This is a genomic window from Rufibacter radiotolerans (genome assembly GCF_001078055.1).
In the GTDB taxonomy this organism is placed as follows: Bacteria; Bacteroidota; Bacteroidia; order Cytophagales; family Hymenobacteraceae; genus Nibribacter; species Nibribacter radiotolerans.
The window spans coordinates 4,668,314-4,691,258 of sequence record NZ_CP010777.1 but is presented as its reverse complement, the minus strand read 5'-3'; the positions used below and the strand labels follow the sequence as shown (position 1 = coordinate 4,691,258).

Here is a 22,945-nt window from a genome sequence, read left to right as displayed (position 1 = left end):
TTCACCCAACGGTTGCAAGGCACCGGCCCGCCAATTACAGAATACTAACCTGGCGGGTAATGCTCTCTTCCAGAGAAATAAAGGTTTCGGTGCGTTCCACCCCTTCAATGGCCTGAATCTTCTCGTTCAGGACTTCGCGCAGGTGCAGGGTGTCACGGCAGATGATTTTGGCAAACATGCTCCATTGACCGGTGGTGTAGTGCATCTCCACTATCTCTGGTACCTGACGCATTTTAGTGACCGCCGTCTGGTAGGCGGAGCCTTTCTCCAGGTAGATGCCAATAAAGGCGCAGATATCATACCCCACTGCATTAGGATTTATGAACAGGTGTGACCCTTTGATCACGCCTAAATCCTCCAGTTTCTTCATACGCACGTGTACGGTACCCCCAGAAACTTGTAGTTCTTTCGCTATGTCTGTATAGGCTCTGGTAGCATCTTGCATGAGCATGGAAAGAATTTTTCTATCAAGATTATCAATTTCTGAAATTTGGGCCATTCTATAGATCAACTTTTAGCAATTCAACAACAAAGATTACCTCTTATTAAAGATGTGTAAAGATACAAAAAATATTTTTACGAATTTGTCAATTTATTTAAATATAAAATATATAGTTAATAAAAAAACAAGCAATTCGTTATCACATTTTCAAAATCTATATTTCAACTTAACAGGTTTCAGGCCGAAACACCTCTTTTTTTGGCTCGTTTTGCCAAAAAGTGCGTCTCTTTTACCATAAATGTATTAAAAGACCGGCAGGAACCTGCAAAAATTCATACTAATGTACGTTTGGTCATGAATCTTACCTATGACCTGTAAGCCACGTAAAGGTTTAATAAAAAAATTCTGAAGTTGCGCTTACACGCCAGAAGGGAAAACGCCAAAAGCAGAAGGGTATTGGCTTGCAGCTTTGGCCACGGCAAGGCAAGAGACCAGTAATTCTTATTCTATATAGCCTCCTATCTACCGAGCATTTTCTCAACAGAAAAAGCGTTTCTGTGCCGTTTTCTTAAAAACAATGCAAAAACGCTTTTCATTTCCGCAGATACTACCCGATATTGGGGCATCAATCGTAAACGAGAAGCACTTACGGTCACCCAGTTCTGTGGCAGGCATTTGCGGCCACCCCATGTTAACCTTTTCTTCCATGAGTACGCACAAGCATTTCATCATTGATTTTGACAGTACGTTCACCAAGGTAGAAGCCCTTGACGAGCTTTGCGCCATCTGCATTCCAGACCCCGTACGCCGGCAAAAAACCCTGGCAGAGATTCAGCGCATCACAGACCTGGGCATGGAAGGCGAGATTCCGCTGGTAGAGTCCCTGGACCAACGCCTGGCCCTGCTTAACGCCAACAAAAGCCATCTCACTTCTTTAATAGAACATCTCAAAAGCCAGATCTCAGAATCCTTTAAGACCAACCGGGCTTTCTTTGAGGCCTTCAAAGACGATATCTACATTATCTCCAACGGCTTTAAAGAGTTCATTGTGCCCATTGTGCGCGAACTGGGCGTGAAGCCCGAAAACGTCTTCGCCAATACTTTCACGTATGATGAGGAAGGCAACATCACCGGGTTTGACCGTACCAATCCGCTCACCCAGAACCAGGGCAAGGCAAAGCAGATCAAAGCCCTGAACCTGCCCGGCGAGGTCTACGTGATTGGCGACGGCTACACTGATTATGAAATAAAGGAAGCCGGCATAGCCGATAAGTTCTACGCCTTCACCGAGAACGTGAGCCGCGACAGCGTGGTAGACAAAGCCGACCACGTAACGCCCAGCCTGGACGAGTTCCTGTACGTGAACAAGCTGCCCAGCTCCCTATCCTACCCCAAGAACCGCATTAAGGTGCTGGTGCTGGAAGGCATTCATGAGCAGGCCGTGAACATGTTCAAAGAGGAAGGCTACCAAGTAGAATTTATGGCCGGCGCCCTGGAAGAGGAAGAACTCTGCGAAAAACTGCAGGATGTTTCCATCCTGTGCATCAGGTCTAAAACCCACGTCACCGCCAAGGCCCTGGAACATGCACCCAGGCTAATGGCGGTGGGCGCCTTCTGCATTGGCACCAACCAGATAGACCTGGCCAAATGCACCGAGCGCGGCATTGTGGTCTTCAACGCCCCCTACAGCAACACCCGCAGCGTGGTAGAAATGGCCATTGGCGAGATCATCATGCTTTCCCGGGGGCTGGTGGAGAAAAGCAACCGCATGCACGCCGGCGACTGGGACAAATCTGCCAAAGGCTCTAATGAGATACGCGGCAAGAAACTGGGCATCATTGGCTACGGCAACATAGGCTCGCAGCTTTCTGTGCTGGCAGAGAGCCTGGGCATGGACGTCTATTTCTATGACGTGGTGGACAAGCTGGCTCTGGGCAACGCCAAAGTGTGCCACTCCCTGGCAGAACTGCTGGCCCTGGCAGATATTGTGACCCTGCACGTAGATGGCCGCGCCTCCAACAAAAACATCATCGGCACTAAGGAATTTGAGCTGATGAAGCCGGGCGTCCTGTTCCTGAACCTGGCCCGCGGCCACGTGGTGGATATTGAGGCGCTGGCCCAGAATATCAAGAGTGGCAAGATACGGGGCTGCGCGGTAGACGTTTTCCCGCATGAGCCCAAGAATAACCAGGAGAAGTTTGAGTCGGCGCTCCGAGGATTACCCAATACCCTTTTGTCTCCGCACGTGGGTGGCAGCACCGAGGAGGCCCAGGAGAACATTGCCCAGTATGTGCCCTCCAAGATGATTGACTACGTGAACACCGGCGGCTCTTACAACAGCGTCAACTTCCCTAACCTGCAATTGCCGGCTTTGGGTAATGCGCACCGGCTTATCCACATTCACCGGAACGTGCCGGGCATTCTGGCCAAAATCAACAACGTGCTGGCTGAGAATAACATCAACATTCTAGGCCAGTACCTGAAAACCAACGAGACCATTGGCTACGTGATCACCGACGTAGACACCCAGTATGACCGCTCCGTGATCAAGAAGCTGAAACACATTCCAGACACCATTAAGTCCCGGGCACTGTATTAAAGTATCAAGTAACTCGTATCACGTAGCAAGATCTTCTGTTTCAGGGCTCCTTTCAGAAAAGGAGCCCTGAAACAGAAACACGCCATCCAAGTCATGATACTTGATACGCGCTACGTCATACCAATCAGCACATTAAAAAATTAGCACATTACAACCATGGTTTACTTTACCCCCGGCCCGGCTCAGCTTTACCCTACCGTGGCAGGCCATCTGCAGACGGCTTTAGACAAACAGATCTTTTCGCAATCGCACCGCAGCCAGGCGTTCAAAGATCTGTACCAGCGAGCAGATGTGGCGTTGCGGGCGCTGTTTGGGTTACCCGATGATTACGCCATTTACTTTACGGGCTCGGCCACGGAGATCTGGGAACGGAGCCTGCAGAGCCTCACCGCCCAAAACACGTTTCACCTGGTCAACGGCTCCTTCTCCAAAAAGTACCTGGACCACGCCAAATGGCTGGGGCGCAACGCGCAGGTAGCCGAGGTGCCGTTCGGGCAGGGCTTCTACGCCCAGGACCTGCAGGTACCCGCGGGCACCGAGCTGCTGGCCGTCACCCAGAACGAAACCAGTTCCGGCGTGTGCATGCCCGTAACTGACCTCCACACCTTGCGGCAGGCGTTCCCGGAGCCCTTACTTTCTGTGGATATGGTGTCCGGGGCCCCGTATGCGGCCATTGACTTCTCTAAAATAGACATGGCGTTCTTTTCGGTACAGAAAGGCTTCGGCTTGCCGGCAGGTTTGGGCGTGTGGCTGGTAAATGAGCGGTGTCGGCAGAAGGCCGCTACGCTGGAAGGCAGGCAATACACCGGCGGCCATTACAGCATTGCTGCTTTACAGGACCAGTACCAGCAGTTCCAGACGCCCTGCACCCCCAATGTGCTGGGCATTTACCTGCTCACGCACGTGGTGGAAGACATGCTGGCCAAGGGAATTGACGTCATCAGAAAAGAAACCGAAGCCAAAGCGCAGCAACTCTACAGTTTCCTGGAAGAGAGCGAACACTTCGCCCCTTTTGTGTCTGAACCCGCGCATCGTTCGCCCACGGTGGTGGTGGCCAACGTGCTGGACAAACCCGCCTCTGAAGTGATTACCGCCCTGAAGGCGAAGGGGTTAGTGGTAGGATCTGGCTATGGCGCCTTTAAAGACAAACAAATTAGGATTGCCAATTTTCCTGCAATATATCAAGAGAAAATTGACATATTGGTTAATGAGCTGGGAATTTTATAGAATTATTCCCCTATTCGCTCTTTTACCGGGATTTAATAATTCAAAAATAAATTTGAATTGTTAAATCTTAATACTTACTATTGGGTATTACAAATCCAAACTATAACATAACCGCAGTAACGCTCATGAAAAAACTATTACTTTCTTTATTACTGTGTGCCTTTGCCTTCTCTTTTTCTCCGGTAGCCATGGCTGCAGTAGATGTAACCTCATCAACCTCAGAACTGCCCTTCTTCAAGAAGAACAAGAAAAGCAGCTCTAAAGCCAGGTACAGAAAAATCAAGAGAAACAAGCAGACCTTCTCCTTGAAGAGCTTGCTGAGCAGCAGAAACAAGAAACCTCTTTCCAGAGGATAAGACCTTTTATTCCCCGCTTACTTCCCCTATAAGGGCAGACAGACAAACAACCCAAATCTTGGCTTTCTAGTAAGTCAAACAAAAAGGCCTCCTGATTTCAGGAGGCCTTTTTGTTTGACTATGACTTTTTGGGCCGCTCTTTGCGCCACATCTCATTAAAAGATTTAGGGGCAGCCTCTAAGGGCTCCCGCCGAACGCTCCAACTGTCTTTCTGGACATGGCGGAACACATAGTTCTTCAGGGAGGCCGGCACTATGTTCAGGAGCCGGCGGTTCTGCATGCCCTTCGCCCAGAATTTAAAGGCCAGCTTCTCGTTTTTGTCTACCAGGCCTTCGTCTACACTCTGCTTGCGGTTCAAGAGCAGCAGGTTATGCAGGTTTATCTTTACCGGGCACACGCTGGTGCAGGCGCCACACAAAGAACTGGCAAAGCTCAGGTGCTTGTTCTCCTCAAACCCGGCCAGGTGCGGTGTGATCACCGACCCGATGGGGCCGCTATAGGTGGTTTCATAGGTATGACCGCCAATGTTCTTGTACACAGGGCACACGTTCAGGCAAGCGCCGCAGCGGATGCAGTTCAGGGCCTCGCGTTGCTCGGGTTGAGCCAGCAGGTTGGTGCGGCCGTTGTCCAGCAGAATCACATACATTTCCTCGGGGCCGTCTTTCTCAGTGGGCTGCCGCGGGCCGGTTAAGATGGTGTTATAAATGGTCACGTTCTGCCCGGTACCGCTGGTGCTGAGCAAAGGCCAGAACAGGTCCAGGTCCACCATAGACGGGATAAGCTTCTCAATGCCTACCACGGCAATGTGCGTTTTAGGGAACGTGGTGGACAGCCGCGCGTTTCCTTCGTTTTCCGTCACGGCTATGCCGCCAATGTCGGCTATCAGGAAATTGGCGCCGCTGATGCCAACCTCAGCCTGGGTGTATTTCTCGCGCAACAGGTTACGGGCGGTGAGCACCAGTTGCTGGGCGTCATCGGTGAGTGGAATGCCCAGTTTGGCGGTGAACAGCTCAGAAATGTCTTTCTTGGACATGTGCATGGCCGGGGTCACAATGTGGTAAGGGCGCTGGCCCGCCAACTGCACAATGTATTCACCCAGGTCAGTCTCTACGGTCTCAATGCCGTTCTTCTCCAGAAAATCATTAAGGTGAATTTCCTCGGTACTCATGGACTTTGACTTCACCACCGATTTGGCCCGCTTGCGCTTCATGATGGCGCCAATCTCGCGCAGGGCTTCCTCGGCGTTCTGGGCCCAGATGACCTTGCCGCCCCGCTTGGTGAAGTTGTTCTCAAACTCCACCAGGTACTTGTCCAGGTTATTGATGGTCTGGGTTTTGAGGAACGAGGCCCGCTCCCGCGCCAGTTCATGGTGCTGGTAGGCCATCATGCCGTTCTGCACGGCCGCATTGTACTTGCCTATGTTGAAGCGTATTTTCCGCCGGTGCTCCAGGTCAAATGCCTTGGTCTCTGAGTCCTGCAGAAACTGTTTTAGTTTAGTACCCAATGTCTTCTCTTCTGGTTCTTTTATGGTGTAAGCCTATACCCACACCGCATGGGTGATCTTCTGTTTTAGGCCTGTTTTCTGTAAAACACCCTTAAAACAGAAACCAATTACAATATTAACGACCTTCTACGCAAGAAAATACATTCGCAACAAAAAAGGAGAGGCCGGGCCTCTCCTTTTTTGTTGCAGTTCAGAGTTCTGAGTTGAAAGATGAATTACTCAGAACTATTGACTCAGGACTCTAAAAAATAAGCTTCGCTTATTTTTTGTTGCTGTCTACCTTGATGCGCTCAGTGCGGTTAGCCAGGTCCCAGGCAGTGTAGAACACCAGGCGGGCTACTTTCTCGGCGGCCTGGAAGTTGATCTTGTCCACATCATCGGTGGGCTGGTGGTAATCTTCGTGCACGCCATTGAAATAGAAGGCAATAGGAATGTTGTGCTTCGCGAAGTTATAGTGGTCTGAACGGTAATAGAACCGGTTAGGATCATTGGGGTCATTGAAGGTGTAGTCCAGATCCAGGTTGGTGTAGGTCTTATTGGCGTTCTCAGAAATAGCATGCAGTTCAGAGGAAAGCTTGTCTGACCCAATCACGTAGATGTAGTCAAAGGTACCTTCATGCTGCTTGTCATTACGACCAATCATGTCAATGTTAAGGTCGGCTACGGTGTTTTCCAGCGGGAACACAGGATGGTCTGTGTAGTACTCAGAACCCAGCAGGCCTTTCTCTTCGCCGGTAACGGTCAGGAACAGGATGCTGCGGCGCGGGCCATGTCCGTTTTTCTTGGCCTCGGCGAAGGCCTGAGCCAGTTCCATCACGGCCATGGTACCAGAACCGTCATCATTGGCGCCGTTATAGACCACGCCGTTCTTGATGCCTTCATGGTCATAGTGCGAGCTTACCACCAGCAATTGGTCTTTCAGGTCGGTGCCTTCAATGTAGCCTAGCACGTTCTCAGTAGGGAGCGCCTGTTTGTTACGCGCCGTCATTATTTTCACGTTAGTGGCCACTTTGTACGGTGACGCTACGGCTTTGCCGGCTTTGGCCACGGAGGCGCTATACTTAGGCAATTGATCTGCCTTGGTGTTCAGCAAAGCGGCCGCCATGGCCGGAGAGATGAAGAAACTGGCTGCCCGTGGCTGGGTAGGCGTAGCGCCAAACCCAATAGACGGACGGGCTAACATACCCGCGTAGCGCGACGTCAATTGCTTGAACTCGTCCTCAGTAGACCCCATGATCACCAACACGCTTTTGGCGCCTTTCTTGGTGGCCGCCGCCGCTTTGGTACGGATGTCCTGTGACCAGGTGCTCATTTTATCGGTGCCACTGATGAGGTATTGACCCGCAGCGTTTTTGGGTTCCCCTGACAGCACTACTACGGCTTTGCCGGCAACATCTAAGTTGGTGTAGTCTGAGTACTTTGGGTCATCAATGCCATAGCCGCCAAATACCACCTGCACGGCTTCCTCTTGCTGGTACGGCGATGCGCCAGACACGAAGAAGTCTTTGCCCATGGTAAACTTTTTGGTGCCCACGGTCACGTGACCATCACCCCAACTGCTTTTCTCAAGGTCAAAGGTTTGGTAATACGGGTTGACGCCGGTTTTCACCGGACCTGCCAGGCCATTAGCCTTAAAGTGCTTGGAGATGTAGTCAGCGGCCATTTTCTGCCCGCGCTCACCGGTTTCCCGGCCCTCCAAAGAATCTGAGGCCAACACCCGCAGGTATTTCTCTAAGTCTGCCGCCGTAATGGTATTGGCATATTTAGTTGGATCAGCGAGCATGGTCCCAGCAGCGGCCGCGACTTTGGCCATGGCCGATGTGGAAGTACCCGCGCTGCCCGAGGCAGAAGGGGTTTGAGACGAAGAGCACGCCGACAGAAAAGCGGCGGCCATGCCCAACGTGTACAAATGCTTTTTCATGTAAAGTTGTTTGTTGTTCTGGAATAAGACCTTAATGCTAACCAAAATTTGGCGAATGCGCAAGCAAAAGCCGTTTTGGGGCTATTTTCACAAAAACAGCGCCAAAACGGCTTTTGCTTTTTGAGCGGGTTACTTCCGGTAGATTAACACGGTGGCATACGCGGCCACGCCTTCTTTCTTGCCCACAAAACCCAGTTGCTCCGTAGTGGTGGCCTTGATGGAAAGATCATCCTCCGAAATCTCCATCACTTGGGCCAGGCAGCTTTTCATGGCCGGTATGTGCGGGTTCACCTTGGGTTCCTGCAGGCAGATGGTAGAGTCAATGTTGCCTACTTCATAACCCTTCTCCCGGATCAGTTTCATCACATCGCGCAGCAGTAACTTGCTGTCAATGCCCTTGTACTGCGGGTCTTTGTCTGAGAAATGAAACCCGATGTCTCTCAGGTTGGCGGCCCCCAGCAGGGCATCACAGATCACGTGGGTCAGAACATCAGCGTCTGAATGGCCCAGGGCCCCGTGCGTGTGCGGCACCTTGATACCGCCCAGCCAGAAATCAAGCCCTTCCTGCAATTGGTGCACATCATAGCCGAAGCCGGTTCTTATATGAAAGCTCATGTATGGTTAGAGGTTAGTATGTAGATGTTGGATTTTAGATATAACCCTTAAAACGGAACTATCCCAAAATACCTGGTAGACTCAAGGATGAGGTTCCAATTTTCAAATCCGCTTGAATCATTTATAATCTCAATTTTGAAGTTGTTCCGAAAAATCAGATTTAAGTCACCTGTTAATATGTGTCTATTTATTTGAAGAAGACTAGCACTACCAATAAGTTTTGGGATTTCTACTGTTAAATCTAATGCGTCAACATGACCATAATTTTGGCCATGGTCATTTGAAGTAAATCTGATTTTGCCTTCCCTCAATATCCTCCAAAGGCATTCAACTTGAAGTGTTGCTATGCCTTCAAAATTAAAATTCCACGCTCTAGTTTTTTCAGAGAATTACAGCAGAGTGAATTGCAAATTCCCAATATACAGATTCTCTACTTCCATAACTTTTAAGTCGCCAACACATTTCCGCCCTTGTTGGTGTTCTAACCAACAAGCATGTAGGGTTCTTATACAAGAAAGCCCCCAATTAAGCCACCTTTCCTTCTCTATCCTTACGCGATAGTTATGGTGTTCTTTTTTCTGTCTTTACCAATTGAGCTGTGTCTTCGCTTGTTGGTTAGAACACCAACAAGGGCGGTAGGTTTTTGGAAGTTAAAAAGTACCACCTAAGTATTTCTCCCAAAGTTACTTTCTGTTTAGGGGCCGTTTTCCGGAAAACGACCCCTAAACAGAACTTAGATTTCGTCCTGCACTTCTTCCAGTTCCTCCTGGGTTTCTTTGCCGGGAACGGCCCGGTAAATCAACGTGGAGCAGTTGTCTGACCTGAGGATTTCCTGCGCCTGGTTGTAGATGTCTAAGGAGGTGACGGCCTGTACCAATGCGCCTTCCTCGTTCACGTGGTTAGGGTTGCCCATCAGTTTGCCCACAGCCAGGTTCATGGCGCGGTTCAGGAGCTCAATCTCTGAGAAGACAATAGAGGTCTCGGCCTGGTTTTTCACCTTTTGCAGTTCCTCGTCTGAGATATGTTCCTGGCGTACCTTGGCCACAATGGCTTCTACGGCGGCGTTGGCGGCCTGCGGATCTACGCCCACGTTCAGTTTGCCCTGGATGATCAGCAGCCCAGGCTCCATGGAACCGGTCACAAACGCCGAGATGGAGTTGAACAGCTTCTGCTCTTTCACCAGCTCATTGTACAGCCTGGACGAATCGCCGCGGCCCAGCACGTCGCTCAGCAGGTCAGCGGCATAATAGTCGGGACTGGTGCGGGCGGGCATGTGGTAGGTTTTGTAAAGGGCGGTGAGGGGCACCTCGGCTTCCACCTCTAAAAGACGGGCCTGCGTCTGGCGCGGCTCTACGGGCAACTGGCGCTCATAGCGGACACCACCCGGTATCGGACCGAACCACTTTTCGGTTAACTCTTTGGCGCGGGCAAAGGTGATGTTGCCGGCCACTACCAGAATGGCGTTGGCCGGGGAGTAGTGCTTCTTGAAGAAGGCCCGCACGTCATCCATCACGGCATTCTCAATATGGCTGATTTCTTTGCCAATGGTGGCCCACTTGTACGGGTGGTTCTGGTAGGCCAACGGCCGAAGTTTGAGCCACACATCGCCGTACGGCTGGTTAAGGTAGTTCTGCTTGAATTCCTCTACCACCACCTTGCGCTGCACTTCCAGGCCGTTCTCACTGAATGCCAGGTTAAGCATGCGGTCAGACTCCAGCCAGAAGCCGGTCTCTATGTTTTGGGCCGGCACAGTGAGGTAGTAGTTGGTGATATCTGGAGAGGTGAAGGCGTTGTTCTCGCCACCGGCCTGCTGCAGGGGCTCATCATAGCTAGGAATGTTCACCGAACCGCTGAACATAAGGTGCTCAAACAAGTGCGCAAACCCAGTGTGGGTTTCGGCCTCATCGCGGGAGCCTACATTATAGAGCACGTTGAGCACCGCCAGCGGTGTGGTAGGGTCTTCGTGCACAATACAGCGCAGGCCATTCTCTAAGGTAAATTCTTGGAATTGGATCATAATCTAAGGCACCACCTCTTGTTGATAGGCAGAGACAGTGTACGAATGTACGCAAACCCAGTTTGAAAAGTAAAGTTGCCGGTAGAAATAAGAGCTTCCCTCCGCCCGCAGCTTTCCCCAATTCTTCAGCTTACCCAGGCTCCCCAGCAAGCTGCTTCCCACAAGTGAACTTCCAGGAATATCAACCGTTATCATTAATATAAATACTCCTATTAAAAATAATTTAAATCCTTAAATAATGGCTTTTATGAAAAACTTCTTTCTAAGTATGATAGTGGTCATGGCGCTGGCCGCAACAGGCTGCAACAAGCAAACCACAGAGCAAGCCCCCGTGGATGCTACAACCTCTGAAGCCAGTGTCACAGAACTGATGGACAAGTTCCATGCCTCATTGGTAAGCAAGAATGCCTCAGCGATGACTAGTCTGCTGGCCGAAGACGGTTTGTTTGCCGGCACCGACCCCAAGGAGTTGTTTGACAAGAAGCAGTATGTAGAGCAGATCAACCAGATGTTCGTAGACTCTACTATTAACCTCAAAGACCATAAAATAGAAATCCGCAAAATAGTAATAGACAGAGATGGCACCTCGGCCACCGTGGTAGAGCAATTCAAGATGAATGTCTACACCCCCAACATTCCGTGGCGACTGGTGAGCCACTTAACCAAAGTAGGCGATTCCTGGAAAATAAACGTGCTCAGCTTTAACATGACGCCTTCCAATGAACAGACCGAAGCCATTGTCAAGGCCGTGAAATAAAGAAGACCAACCTGCTAAAACAATAGCCCCGTTGCCTTTCCATGGAGAGGGAGCGGGGCTATTTACGTAAAAGGGTCTTTGCTTTGGGAACAGTTTTTTCTACACGTTGACCCATCTTCTACTTCTTATTCTTTCCCCTTTTTACAGTCCGTCTCTATACCTACTTTCCACCAGCTTCTTGCGCCACGCTTATGCCTGGGGCTTGTACCGAAGAAGGTAATTTTCACGCTTTCCCCGCTTTAAAATAAGGTAACTGACGGGGCAAGGCAGACCAAAGGGCGGTTTCGGTTCGTTTTTCACCTGATTTGGGTAAAACAGGCCTAAAACGCGAAAAGTAAAAATAACCGGGGCAATCCTTCCTACACATGGGCTATTGCGCTAAATTTACGACTCGCCCCAACCGCGAAGACCATGAAATTTAACCGCAAAGAATACACCGACGACGACCTGCTGCACCTGTACCGCGGCATTCTCAAGCCCCGCATGATTGAGGAAAAAATGCTCATTCTGCTGCGTCAGGGCAAAGTAAGCAAGTGGTTCTCGGGCATCGGCCAGGAAGCCATCTCGGTGGGCTCCACCCTGGCCCTGGACGAGGACGAATACATCCTTCCCCTGCACCGCAACCTGGGCGTGTTCACCTGCCGCCAGATTCCCCTGGACCGTCTTTTCGCGCAGTTCCAGGGCAAGCGCACCGGTTTTACCAAAGGCAGAGACCGGTCCTTCCACTTCGGCACCAACGAACACCACATTGTGGGCATGATTTCCCACCTGGGCCCGCAGCTAGCTGTGGCCGATGGTATTGCCCTGGCCGAGATGCTGGATAAGCGCGAGAAAGTAACCCTGGTGTACAGCGGTGACGGCGGCGCCAGCGAAGGCGATTTTCATGAGGCGTTGAACGTAGCCGCCGTGTGGGGCCTGCCCGTTATCTTCATTATAGAAAACAACGGCTACGGCCTTTCCACGCCCAGCAACGAGCAGTTCAAGTGCCAGTACTTCATAGACAAAGGCCCCGCCTACGGCATTGATGCCCTGCAGATAGACGGCAACAACGTGCTGGAAGTCTATGACACCGTGCGCCAGGCGGCCTACAGCATCAGAAAGAACCCGCGCCCCATGCTCATTGAGGCCATGACGTTCAGGATGCGCGGCCATGAGGAAGCCTCGGGCACCAAGTACGTGCCGCAGGAGCTGTTTGAGCGCTGGAGCAAGAAAGACCCGGTAGAGAACTTTGAGAAATACCTGCTGGACGAGAAGGTGCTTACGCCAAAGTCCATGGCCGCCATTAGGGAGGAGTTCAAGGAGGAGATTGAGCGCGGGCTGGAGATTGCCCACAACACGCCCATGCCTACCCCAGACGTGAAGGAAGAGATTGCCGACATGTACCAGCCGTTCATCCAGACGGAGATCAAACCCAAAGACACCAGCCGCACCGAACGCCGCTACGTAGACGCCATCTCAGACGCCCTGCGCCAGAGCCTGGAGCGCTACCCAGAGCTGGTGATCATGGGCCAGGACATAGCCGAGTACGGCGGGGTGTTCAAGGTGACCGAGGGCTTCGTGGAGAAGTTTGGGAAGGAACGCATCCGTAATACACCACTGTGCGAGAGCGCCATCCTGGGCATTGGCCTGGGCATGTCCATCAAGAAAAAGAAAGCGGTGGTAGAGATGCAGTTCGCTGACTTTGTGACCGCCGGCTTTAACCAGATCGTGAATAACCTGGCCAAGAGCCATTACCGCTGGGGCCAGAACGCCGATGTGGTGGTGCGCATGCCTACCGGCGCAGGCGCCGCGGCAGGTCCGTTCCACTCGCAGAGCAACGAGGCCTGGTTTTTCCACACGCCCGGCCTCAAGATTGTGTACCCGTCAACGCCCTATGACGCCAAGGGCCTGCTAAACGCCTCCATTGAAGACCCTAACCCAGTCATGTTCTTTGAGCATAAGCTGCTGTACCGCTCCATTGCCGAGCCTGTTCCGGACGATTACTACACCCTGGAAATCGGGCGTGCCCGCCTGGTGCAGGAAGGCACCGACTTCTCCATCATCACCTACGGCATGGGCGTGCACTGGGCCAAGCAGCTCCTGCAGACCATGCCAGACGTGAGCGCCGATGTGCTGGACCTGCGCACCCTGCTGCCATGGGACAAGGAGGCCGTGCGCCAGACCGTGCACAAAACCGGCCGCGTGATTGTGCTGCATGAAGACACGCTCACCGGCGGCATTGGCGCCGAGATTGCCGCCTGGATCTCTGAGAACTGCTTCACGCAGCTGGATGGCCCGGTGATACGGGTAGGCAGCCTGGACACCGCCATTCCGTTCGCCCCTCCGTTGGAGCAGGAGTTCCTGCCCGTGAAACGCCTGCGCGAGAAAGTAGAAGCGCTTTTAAGCTTTTAGTAAAACGGCCAGCCTTTCTGTTTTGGGCCTGTTTTCAACAAAACAGGCCCAAAACAGAAACCAGCAGCCAATATTGTTTAGTCCTCGTATACAGTTAGTTGATTTACCAATCATGAAGAAAAGGTTTGCTTTGGTGTTGTGGGTTCTGGTGGTGAGCCTTGCTCTGGAAGGATGTAACTCCTCCAGAATTGCCTGCCCAGATGTGTCCGGGAAGAAGAAGTTCTCCCTCTTAGGGTTAGGCAAGAAAAGCGAACCTACTCCTGAGGACCAGGCCAACGAAGGCCGCGACCTGGGAGGTCGTGACATGGATTTCAATAAAAAGGGACTGCTTACCAAAAAGAAAACCTTTATACCGGTCCCCAAACGGAAAAGAAGTTTACTAGAACGAGTAGGACTAAAATGAAACACGCTTTACTATCGCTTTCCCTCACCGTTATTCTGGCTGTGTTAATCCTGGCCTCTTCCCCCGCTGCCGCCCAAACAGGCTACCTTACCCGCAGCCAGCAGAAAAAGGAAGTCAAAAACAGCCTTAAAGACGCCAAAAAGGTTACTTCAGATTATGATGAATCACATCTTAACGTTCATGCGTACAACTTCCGCAATGGTGAGACGGGCCGCAAGATGAAGAAGACCAAGAAAAAGGAGGAAATGCCCATCAATGAAGATGGCACCGCCATGGTAAAAACCAAGTGGTTCTCCAAAAAAGGCGCGCCGGCCAGGGCCAGAGGAAACTAAATTTACCAGCTTACTTTTACCCAGATTACTATGCAGTGGCATCATTTAACCAGTATAGATCAACTCACCCAGATAAAAGAAGAGTCTAAGGAGCAACCGGTGGTCATCTTCAAGCACAGCACCCACTGTTCCATTAGCGCCACGGCCAAAAGCCGCCTGGAGCGCCAGTGGGCAGACGCAGACCTGGGCCAAGTGAAACCCTATTACCTGGACCTTATTGCCAACCGGCCCATCTCCAATGAAATAGCCCAGGTATTTGAAGTACGCCATGAGTCGCCGCAGCTGTTGCTCATCAAAGACGGTCAGTGCCACTACCACGGGTCCCATTTGAGCATTAACCTGCAGGAGGTAAAGAAGCGCTCTGTTTAGGGTAGAAAGAAGAAATCCCGTTTTAGGCCTTGTTTTCTGAAAACGTGCCTAAAACGGGATTTTACTATATCTAATAGTCTGTTTATTACGTTCTATATCAGCGTTACGCGTACAGAAATGTAACGGTTTGGGTAGTGTCTGGGTGCAGGCTCAGGGCCACCGGGCAGGTACGGGCGGCATTTTCCAGCAGGGCCTTTTCTTTGTCTGAAAAAATTCTGGCGGGCATTTGCACCTCCAGCACAATCTCAGCGATGCGCCGTGGGTCTGCGGCCATTTTTTTGGTGATGGCCATATGCATGCCAGTCAGGTCAATGGCGTTGCGTTCGGCCACAATGCCCATAATGGTCATCATACAGCTGCCCAGGGCGCTGCACACCAGATCTGTTGGCGAGTAGGCTTCCCCCCGGCCGTTATTGTCAAGAGGCGCATCTGTGATTACCGTATTACCAGAGGCCACGTGGGTTCCCTGGGTTCTGAGCTGGCCAGAATATGTTAGCGTCATTGAACTCATTGTCGTACTTTTTAAGATTTGCAGGTGCCTGTAAAGTTACTTACTTTTAAACGAAACTTAGCCTTCTATCCTGTGCGCAGATTCCTACTTGTGCTGGTGCTGGTGAGCTTTCTTCCTGTGGGCCTGGCCATGGCGCAGACCGCAGAAGAAGAGGAAGGCTATTCCAGAGAATTCACCTACGGCCTTAACTTCAACTCAAACGGCGGCCTCTTAGGTGGGGCTATGATCAAACAGGTGTACCACATGGGCGGCAAATGGTACCAGTTCTGGGCCCTGGAGGGCGTAGAGGTAAAGCACCCCAAAGAAATACGCTACCAAAACCCCTATACCGGCGGCACCTACATTAAAGGCAAAAGCAATTACCTGTTTGTGCTGCGCCCGCAGTACGGCCGTGAATACACTTTCTTTAGAAAAGCCGCCGAGTCTGGCGTGCAGGTGAACGGCGTAGTGGCCGCGGGCCCTTCCATTGGTATTCTGGCGCCCTATTACATTCAGTATGACTACACGCCCTATGACGTGAACCGGCAGCCCATTGGCCCCTCAGACATCCGCACGGAGCAATATGACCCCAGAGTCCATACCCAGCCAGACACGCACATATTAGGCAGTTCTGGGGTGTTCACCGGCCTTGCCGAACCGCATTTCAGGGTAGGCGCCAACGCCAAGGCGGGCGTCAGCTTTGAGTACGGCCGCTACATGGAAAGCGTAACCGGTATTGAGGTGGGCCTACTCTATGAGGCCTTCGCTGGCAAGCTGGACATTATTCCGCAGGCGTCTAATAACAACACTTTCCTTTCCGTTTACCTGACCCTGTATTATGGTCGCCGCCGTTGAACGATCCCTCCTGTCCGGCTGTTTTTTGTCTATCCGCTCCTCACTTAGTACCTTTGCGACATGGATCAATTGATTGCACTGCCGGTTATACAACCCGCTGAAGCTCAAACTAAACCCCGTAAGCCAGATTGGCTGCGCGTAAAACTGCCGGTGGGCAAAGAATACGCCAAAGTCAGACAACTGGTAGACACCTATAAACTACACACCATCTGCGAAAGCGGAAATTGCCCGAACATGGGGGAGTGCTGGGGAGCCGGCACGGCCACGTTCATGATTCTGGGCAACGTTTGTACCCGATCGTGCTCTTTCTGCGCCGTGGCCACGGGCCGCCCCACTGAATATGACCTGGACGAACCCCGCCGCGTAGCGGAAGCCATTCAACTCATGGGCGTGAAACATGCGGTCATCACCTCGGTGAACCGTGACGAGCTCAAGGACCGCGGCGCTGCCGTTTGGCATGAGACCATTGCCCTTATCAAGCAGCTTTCGCCGGAGACCACCATTGAAACCCTTATCCCAGACGTGAAAGCGAACTGGGAAGCCCTGGAGGTGATGATCTCCGCGGGCCAGGAAGTGGTATCGCATAACATTGAGACCGTAAAAAACCTGTACCGCCAGGTAAGGCCCCAGGCGAAGTATGACCGTAGCATGGAGCAACTCAGACGCATCAAAGAATACGGCAAGCGCACCAAGACCGGCATCATGCTAGGGCTGGGAGAAACGCAGGAGCAAGTGTATGAAGCCATGGATGACTTAGCAGCCGTCGGCCTGGACATCCTGACGCTGGGCCAGTACCTGCAACCCACCAAAATGCACCTGGAGGTAGCCGAGTTCATTCACCCGGACCTGTTCGCCCACTACAAAGAAGAAGGTTTGCGCCGCGGCCTCAAGTACGTGGAGTCTGGTCCCTTGGTGCGGTCCTCTTACCACGCTGAGCGCCACGTGCACGTATAGATTTTAGCTCTTTTCAAAAAAGTAGGCATAGAAAAGCCCCTCCTACCAGAGGGGCTTTTCTATGCCTACTTTTTTGAACTATTTCCATCGTATTTGTACTATATATTAACTTTTCATGATTTTACGTAGAACCAAATTTTTGCACAAAAAGAATAAAATTACAAACAGCACTCCAGAGCCACTATGATACTTATAAACGAATAATAAATTGGTTTGCTTTCTCATTTCCACCTACCTTGCACAGTCATGCAATGATTCACTAGCATGCAAACCCATTTATTATGATCAAAAGTCCATAAGTCCACCCTGTAATTCTCTTTCCCTCGTAAGAATTCACGCCCTCCCACCCGCCTCTTATTTTGCATCTTTCTAACAAGGCAAAACCTTTATAAGAAAGGCAAGTACATGCACAGGATTCATTCATATATAGGAATATTTAAGATTACAGTCATCACACCCTCCTTTTTCACCTCACATGAATAAACTTTTACTCGTAATAGCAGCTTTGTTTGCTATTTCCTCCACTACCTATGCGCAGACATTAACCGCCCCTTCTTTAGGAATGGCCGGCGAGTTTGCGGTACTGGGAAGTAATGCGGTTAACAGCACCGGCAGCAGTATTATCTACGGAGACCTGGGCACATCGCCAGGGCTTTTAGTGACCGGTTTCCCTACCGGCATAGTCTTAGGAGACACTGAGCGCGGCACTGTGGCAGCAGCCACCGCCAAATCTGATGTTGTGCGGGTCTACAATGAATTAGCCCAGTTCACCCCCACCCAGAACCTTACCGGCCAAACCTTAGGCGCCGGCTTTATCCCCAGTGAGGCTGCCGTACGCGGCACCACCCTTACCAGAGGCGTGTACCGTTTTGACGGCAATGCCCGCATTAGCGGCCGCCTGAAGTTTGACGGCCAGAGCAACCCCGGCTCCGTTTTCATTATTCAGGTGAACGGAGATCTGGTCATTGACGCAGGCTCTGCCATTAACGTGATCAACGCCAACCCCAATAACGTCTTCTTTAGAGTAACCGGTAACGTGACCATAGGCACCGGAGGCCTTATTGGAACTCCCTCTACCTTAAGTGGCAATATCATCGCTCAGAACAATGCCCTGTTGAGCCTTTGCACCACCCTGGTAGGCCGCGTGCTTTCCACCTCCGGTGATATCACTCTCAATAACAATAACATCTCCTTACCAGAACCTATCGGCTCAAGTGGTGGAGGAGGAGGTGGCGGCGGAACCGGCACGGCCAACCTCAGCATCACCAAAACCGCCAACGGCTCTACCTTCGTTATTGGCGACAATGTCATCTACACCATTAGAGTAACCAATTCCGGGGCTGCTGACGCGACCAATGTCACTGTGGAAGACAAACTTCCAGCGGGCCTGACCTTTGTTCCACCGGCAGACGCCGACCGTGGCACCTATGACGCCAACACCGGCATCTGGACCATTGGCACCTTACCGGCCAACCAAACGGCCACCTTACGCCTTACCGCCAAAACCACCGCTATTGGCGAGATCACCAACATTGCCGTGATTGGCAACGGCGGCGGCACTGACCAGGCTACCATCTGCGTGCGCCCAGCGCGTCCAAACGTGGTAGGTGCCCAGGAAGTATGCACCGGCGGTAGCGTTACCTACACGGTAAGCAATGTATCAGCGGGGGTTACCAACCTGGCCATAGTAGTACCGATGAACAGCGGCTTGACCATTGAATCACAGTCGCTCACTGGCTTTACTATTAGAGCAGGTGCCAATACGGCCCCAGGCACCTATGCCTTAACCGTGGTGGCGGTAACCACCGGAAACTGCCAGAACAGCCAGGCCTTCCCTATTGAGTTGATCGTGAGAGCGGCCCCGGCCACCCCGGTTATCACCAGCCCCGCCACCGCACTTTGTGCCGGAGCTACCTACCAGTACAGCATAGCCCAACCAGAGGCAGGCGTTACCTATACCTGGACCGTAACCGGCACCGGCTGGGAAAGAATCAGTGCTGCCACCGGCACCACCGTGCAAGTGAAAGCAGGCACTGGCCTAGGTAAAGTAACGGTAGTGGCTTCCAATCCTTGCGGAACGGCCACTGCTTCAACCCCAGACGTGACTCCGGGCGCGGCACCAGCTACTCCGGTCATTGTAGACAACAGCGGGCCATGCACAGGCTTAACCTACAGCATCTCTAACCCAACTGCCGGTGTTACCTACACCTGGACGGCCCCGGCCGGCTTCACCTTCACAGACAACAGCACTACCATGACCGGTACGTCTGTAACCCTGAAAGCTACCAACGCCAATGCGGTAGGCACCTTAACCGTGACCGCCAGCAACGCCACCGGGTCTACCTGCCCAAGCGCAGCCGCCTCTGTAGAGGTAAGAGCCGCAGACGCAGGTACTGAAATTGTGATCCCTACGGTGTTCAGCCCGAACGGCGACGGCATCAATGACAGCTTCGTCATCCGGAACCTGTTGAACTTCCCGGACAATGACCTGACCGTCTACAACCGTTGGGGCAACGAGATCTTCAAGACCAAAAATTACAGGAATAACTGGATGGCCACCGGCCTAGAGGAAGCCACCTACTTCTACGTGTTGCGCGTGAGAGGCTGTGACGGCAAAGACCAGGTATTCAGAGGTCCGGTGCAGGTAGTACGCTAAGCGTCTGCCATTTTCCAAAACATTAATTCCCAGTAGAAATGAAACGAATTATAATAGTAATGCTCACCCTGCTGGCCTCCACGGCCAGCAGTTGGGCACAACACCGGTCACAGTTTTCCCAGTATATTTTCAACCAACTGGTGATCAACCCGGCCTACGCCGGCAGCAAGGAAACCCTTACCTTGAACGCCTTCCACCGCACGCAGTGGACCGGCCTTAAAGGCGCTCCCAACACCCAGACCTTCAGTATTGACGGGCTTACCAAAAACGAACGCATAGGCCTTGGCTTCCATGCCACCCGCGATGAGATTTTCGCGCAGAACCGCAAGAACCTTGAGGTAGACGCCGCCGTGAAGTTACCGGTAAGCGAGACGGGCATCCTTTCCTTCGGCTTGGCCGCGGGCATTTCCCACTTTGCCGTTGACGGCTCCAAGCTGATCACCGGCAATGACCAAATGGACCCCGCAGTAATAGCTGCCCAGAAGGAAACCACCTGGAGCCCCAGCTTGAAGGCCGGTATCTTCTACCACACAGAGCGTTTCTACGCGGGCGTTTCCGTGACCGATTTATTGGGCATTGACAAAGACATCAACTATGACCCGGAGCGCCATTACTTCTTCAACATTGGGTACGTGGCAGACATCAGCCATAACATCAAGGTGAAACCCAGCATTATGCTCAAGGAGAATTTTGACGGCCCTACCAACGTAGACTTCAACGCTTTCTTCCTGTTTGGCGAGCGCATCTGGCTGGGCGCCAGCTACCGTACGGCCATGAACATCTTCAAGAATGACTTTGAGGCCAAAGGCCTGAGCTCCAAAGATGCGTTAGTGGCCATGGCCGAGCTGTTTGTGACCAAGCGCATGCGCTTGGGCTATGCCTATGACTTTACGCTGCACGGCAACCTGAATGACCTGAGCACCCATGAAATATCTGTTGGCTATAGCTTCCTGAAGAAGGAACCTACCAAAATGGTTACCCCGCGGTATTTCTAATTTTAACCTGACGCAGCTTATGTCTACTATATACAAATCGCTTTTACTTACATTTCTTGCCGGTAGCTTAGCCTTAGGCGGCTGCCAGACCACCCGCAAAGCGGACCGACTGTACGAGAACTATGACTACTCCCTGGCTATTGAAGAATACCAGGAGGTATTTTCTGAGAAGACCCCGGACCTGAAAGGCGCCCAGCGACTGGCAGATGCCTACCGCCTGACCGGCCGCACCAAGGAGGCCGAGGAATGGTACGCCAAAGTGGTGGCCATGCCCGAGGCAGACCCTATCAATATGTACTACTTCGCTGAGGCCCTGAGAAGCAACGGCAAGTACTTTGAGGCCAAGACCCAGTACCAGAATTACGCCATGAAGGTGCCCGCCGAGGCCGCCAAAGCCAATGCCAAGGCCCAGGCCTCTGACGCCGCGCTCAAGCTGCTGGAAGAACCCGCCTCCGCTATTGTGGTGAATGAAACTGCTATCAATTCCGGCAACGCCGATTTCAGCCCTACCGTGTATGACCAGGGAATCTTGTTCACCTCAGACCGGGGTGGCAACGTGAGCAGCAACAAAGACATTGACGCTGGCACTTACGGCTGGACCGGCCGCCCGTATCTGCAGATGTTCTACGCCCAGCGCAACGCAGACAGCACCTGGCAGATGCCGGTGATTGCCGGCTCTACCCTGAACTCTATCTACCATGACGGCCCCGCCGTGCTGGACAGCGCCAACACCACCATGTATTTCACCCGCACCCACATGGTGGAGAAAAAGCAGAAAGACATTAACGTAGACCCTACCAGTTGGGTAAAGAAAGCCCTTTCCAGTGACTATGTGAACCGCCTGGAGATCTTCTCAGCGCGCCGCGATGGATCTTCCTGGTCAGACGTGAAGCCCTTTGCCTATAACAAGGTAGAGGAATACAGTGTGGGACACCCGGCCCTTTCCCCTGACGGACAGGTGCTGTACTTTGTCTCAGACCAACCCGGCGGCTACGGCGACACTGATATCTATTATGCCGAACTGCAGCCAGACGGCTCCTGGGGAAAGCCTATGAACGCAGGCAACATGGTCAACACCGTGGGCAAAGAGATGTTCCCGGGCTTTGACCAGAACGGCAACCTGTACTTCTCCTCAGACTCCCACCCCGGCTTTGGGGGCCTGGATGTGTTCAAGACCAGAGGCAGCCGAGCCACCTGGAGCAAACCGGAGAACCTGTACGCGCCAGTGAATTCGCCTAAAGACGATTTTGGCATGGTGTTCATGCGCGGCGCTACCAATGCCCAGTCCGGTTACCTTTCCTCTAACCGCGACAGCAACAACGGCACCGATGACATCTATTCCTTTAAACTGCTGAGCAACGCCGTTTTGTTCGTGACCACTCTGGAGCGGGTACAGGTGAAAGGCAAACGCAGCATCAACCAACCCCTCACCGATGTACGCCTGAAACTGACGCCGCAGAACACCCAGGACTCTACCGTGGCCTTCTCAGACCGCAACGGCGAGTATAAGTTTGGCGTGCAGAAAGGTACCACCTATAACCTGGTAGGCGATAAATATGGTTTCCTGACGCAGTCTGCGCTGGTGAAGATTGACACCGTGAAACTAGCGGACACCACCCGCGTGACGCTCATCTTTGACAAGAGCCAGAAAAACCAGGCCATCGCCATGGACAACATCTACTATGACCTTGACAAATGGGACATCAGGCCAGACGCCGCCAAGGAGCTGGATAAACTGGTACAGATGCTCAAAGACAACCCCAGCATCAAGATCGAGTTGGGCTCCCACACAGACAGCCGCGAAGGTTTAGGCTATAACCAAGTGCTTTCTGAGCGCCGCGCGCAATCTGCCGTGGAGTACCTGGTCACCCAGGGCATTTCCCGCAACCGCCTCACCTGGAAAGGCTATGGGGAGACGGTCCTGGTCAACGGCTGCGCCGATGGCGTGGAATGCACCGAAGACCAACACCAGCAGAACAGAAGGACCGAGTTTAAGATCAAGTAATCTTATTCCATTCGTAAAAACAGAAGCGCCACCCCAATGGGGTGGCGCTTCTGTTTT

The 22,945-nt window shown here is 52.2% G+C and carries 19 protein-coding genes; 13 read left to right on the top strand and 6 right to left on the bottom strand.

Annotation, left to right across the window (positions count from 1 at the left end; translation table 11 throughout):
• Positions 1-34: 34 nt before the first annotated feature.
• Complete coding sequence (locus TH63_RS19140) at positions 35-499, bottom strand: Lrp/AsnC ligand binding domain-containing protein (protein ID WP_048922370.1); 465 nt, start codon at positions 497-499, stop codon at positions 35-37.
• A gap of 649 nt (positions 500-1,148) precedes the next feature.
• Here TH63_RS19140 and serA point away from each other — a divergent pair.
• From serA to TH63_RS20435, 3 genes are all read left to right on the top strand, one after another.
• Positions 1,149-3,041 carry a phosphoglycerate dehydrogenase gene (gene serA / locus TH63_RS19135; protein WP_048922369.1) on the top strand — a complete coding sequence of 631 codons (1,893 nt, stop codon included), beginning with the start codon at positions 1,149-1,151 and terminating at the stop codon, positions 3,039-3,041.
• Between the two features lie 156 nt (positions 3,042-3,197).
• A complete protein-coding gene (locus tag TH63_RS19130; protein WP_048922368.1) occupies positions 3,198-4,268 on the top strand; it encodes an aminotransferase class V-fold PLP-dependent enzyme in 1,071 nt (356 codons plus the stop codon).
• 125 nt (positions 4,269-4,393) lie between these two features.
• A complete protein-coding gene (locus tag TH63_RS20435; protein ID WP_156180738.1) occupies positions 4,394-4,624 on the top strand; it encodes a hypothetical protein in 231 nt (76 codons plus the stop codon).
• A gap of 118 nt (positions 4,625-4,742) precedes the next feature.
• On the opposite strand, the gene TH63_RS19120 is transcribed toward TH63_RS20435, so the two are convergent.
• The 4 genes from TH63_RS19120 to TH63_RS19100 form a co-directional block, all read right to left on the bottom strand.
• Entirely contained in the window at positions 4,743-6,128 is a 1,386-nt protein-coding gene (locus tag TH63_RS19120) for a LutB/LldF family L-lactate oxidation iron-sulfur protein (protein WP_048922366.1), read from the bottom strand.
• 259 nt (positions 6,129-6,387) lie between these two features.
• The gene (locus TH63_RS19115; RefSeq protein ID WP_053093875.1) at positions 6,388-8,049 is read right to left on the bottom strand and encodes a M28 family peptidase; all 1,662 of its coding nucleotides are present in this window, start codon (positions 8,047-8,049) and stop codon (positions 6,388-6,390) included.
• Positions 8,050-8,178: 129 nt separating this feature from the next.
• Entirely contained in the window at positions 8,179-8,664 is a 486-nt protein-coding gene (ispF, locus tag TH63_RS19110; protein WP_048922365.1) for a 2-C-methyl-D-erythritol 2,4-cyclodiphosphate synthase, read from the bottom strand.
• Between the two features lie 733 nt (positions 8,665-9,397).
• The gene (locus TH63_RS19100) at positions 9,398-10,681 is read right to left on the bottom strand and encodes a M16 family metallopeptidase (RefSeq protein ID WP_048922363.1); all 1,284 of its coding nucleotides are present in this window, start codon (positions 10,679-10,681) and stop codon (positions 9,398-9,400) included.
• Between the two features lie 247 nt (positions 10,682-10,928).
• On the opposite strand from TH63_RS19100, the gene TH63_RS19095 reads away from it, so the two are divergent.
• From TH63_RS19095 to ytxJ, 5 genes are all read left to right on the top strand, one after another.
• Complete coding sequence (locus TH63_RS19095) at positions 10,929-11,438, top strand: nuclear transport factor 2 family protein (RefSeq protein ID WP_197088598.1); 510 nt, start codon at positions 10,929-10,931, stop codon at positions 11,436-11,438.
• Between the two features lie 411 nt (positions 11,439-11,849).
• Positions 11,850-13,829, top strand: a complete 1,980-nt coding sequence (locus TH63_RS19090) for an alpha-ketoacid dehydrogenase subunit alpha/beta (RefSeq protein WP_048922361.1) — start codon at positions 11,850-11,852, stop codon at positions 13,827-13,829.
• Between the two features lie 112 nt (positions 13,830-13,941).
• Positions 13,942-14,232, top strand: a complete 291-nt coding sequence (locus TH63_RS19085; RefSeq protein ID WP_156180736.1) for a hypothetical protein — start codon at positions 13,942-13,944, stop codon at positions 14,230-14,232.
• A complete protein-coding gene (locus tag TH63_RS19080) occupies positions 14,229-14,564 on the top strand; it encodes a hypothetical protein (protein WP_156180734.1) in 336 nt (111 codons plus the stop codon). Before TH63_RS19085 ends, TH63_RS19080 begins: the two co-directional genes overlap by 4 nt.
• A gap of 30 nt (positions 14,565-14,594) precedes the next feature.
• Complete coding sequence (ytxJ, locus tag TH63_RS19075) at positions 14,595-14,933, top strand: bacillithiol system redox-active protein YtxJ (RefSeq protein ID WP_048922358.1); 339 nt, start codon at positions 14,595-14,597, stop codon at positions 14,931-14,933.
• A 103-nt stretch (positions 14,934-15,036) separates the two neighbouring features.
• Here ytxJ and TH63_RS19070 read toward each other — a convergent pair whose 3' ends face one another.
• A complete protein-coding gene (locus tag TH63_RS19070) occupies positions 15,037-15,444 on the bottom strand; it encodes an OsmC family protein (protein ID WP_048922357.1) in 408 nt (135 codons plus the stop codon).
• Between the two features lie 72 nt (positions 15,445-15,516).
• On the opposite strand from TH63_RS19070, the gene TH63_RS19065 reads away from it, so the two are divergent.
• The 5 genes from TH63_RS19065 (at position 15,517) to TH63_RS19045 (ending at position 22,888) form a co-directional block, all read left to right on the top strand.
• Positions 15,517-16,278, top strand: coding sequence for a hypothetical protein (locus tag TH63_RS19065; RefSeq protein ID WP_048922983.1), 762 nt, complete (start codon positions 15,517-15,519; stop codon positions 16,276-16,278).
• Positions 16,279-16,347: 69 nt separating this feature from the next.
• The gene (lipA, locus tag TH63_RS19060; RefSeq protein WP_048922982.1) at positions 16,348-17,232 is read left to right on the top strand and encodes a lipoyl synthase; all 885 of its coding nucleotides are present in this window, start codon (positions 16,348-16,350) and stop codon (positions 17,230-17,232) included.
• Between the two features lie 475 nt (positions 17,233-17,707).
• Complete coding sequence (locus TH63_RS19055) at positions 17,708-19,888, top strand: ice-binding family protein (protein WP_082161795.1); 2,181 nt, start codon at positions 17,708-17,710, stop codon at positions 19,886-19,888.
• A 38-nt stretch (positions 19,889-19,926) separates the two neighbouring features.
• Positions 19,927-20,883 (top strand): PorP/SprF family type IX secretion system membrane protein, encoded by a 957-nt coding sequence (locus TH63_RS19050; protein WP_076606546.1) that lies wholly within the window; start codon positions 19,927-19,929, stop codon positions 20,881-20,883.
• A gap of 19 nt (positions 20,884-20,902) precedes the next feature.
• Positions 20,903-22,888: an OmpA family protein gene (locus tag TH63_RS19045; RefSeq protein ID WP_048922354.1), complete on the top strand. Its 1,986-nt coding sequence runs from the start codon at positions 20,903-20,905 to the stop codon at positions 22,886-22,888.
• Positions 22,889-22,945: the final 57 nt, after the last annotated feature.

Bases quoted from the DNA above. Each gene is read 5' to 3' on its own strand.
- TH63_RS19140 (WP_048922370.1), bottom strand. From the start codon at position 499: ATGGCCCAAATTTCAGAAATTGATAATCTTGATAGAAAAATTCTTTCC.
- serA (WP_048922369.1), top strand. From the start codon at position 1,149: ATGAGTACGCACAAGCATTTCATCATTGATTTTGACAGTACGTTCACC.
- TH63_RS19130 (WP_048922368.1), top strand. From the start codon at position 3,198: ATGGTTTACTTTACCCCCGGCCCGGCTCAGCTTTACCCTACCGTGGCA.
- TH63_RS20435 (WP_156180738.1), top strand. From the start codon at position 4,394: ATGAAAAAACTATTACTTTCTTTATTACTGTGTGCCTTTGCCTTCTCT.
- TH63_RS19115 (WP_053093875.1), bottom strand. From the start codon at position 8,049: ATGAAAAAGCATTTGTACACGTTGGGCATGGCCGCCGCTTTTCTGTCG.
- ispF (WP_048922365.1), bottom strand. From the start codon at position 8,664: ATGAGCTTTCATATAAGAACCGGCTTCGGCTATGATGTGCACCAATTG.
- TH63_RS19100 (WP_048922363.1), bottom strand. From the start codon at position 10,681: ATGATCCAATTCCAAGAATTTACCTTAGAGAATGGCCTGCGCTGTATT.
- TH63_RS19095 (WP_197088598.1), top strand. From the start codon at position 10,929: ATGAAAAACTTCTTTCTAAGTATGATAGTGGTCATGGCGCTGGCCGCA.
- TH63_RS19090 (WP_048922361.1), top strand. From the start codon at position 11,850: ATGAAATTTAACCGCAAAGAATACACCGACGACGACCTGCTGCACCTG.
- TH63_RS19085 (WP_156180736.1), top strand. From the start codon at position 13,942: ATGAAGAAAAGGTTTGCTTTGGTGTTGTGGGTTCTGGTGGTGAGCCTT.
- TH63_RS19080 (WP_156180734.1), top strand. From the start codon at position 14,229: ATGAAACACGCTTTACTATCGCTTTCCCTCACCGTTATTCTGGCTGTG.
- ytxJ (WP_048922358.1), top strand. From the start codon at position 14,595: ATGCAGTGGCATCATTTAACCAGTATAGATCAACTCACCCAGATAAAA.
- TH63_RS19070 (WP_048922357.1), bottom strand. From the start codon at position 15,444: ATGAGTTCAATGACGCTAACATATTCTGGCCAGCTCAGAACCCAGGGA.
- TH63_RS19055 (WP_082161795.1), top strand. From the start codon at position 17,708: ATGAATAAACTTTTACTCGTAATAGCAGCTTTGTTTGCTATTTCCTCC.
- TH63_RS19050 (WP_076606546.1), top strand. From the start codon at position 19,927: ATGAAACGAATTATAATAGTAATGCTCACCCTGCTGGCCTCCACGGCC.
- TH63_RS19045 (WP_048922354.1), top strand. From the start codon at position 20,903: ATGTCTACTATATACAAATCGCTTTTACTTACATTTCTTGCCGGTAGC.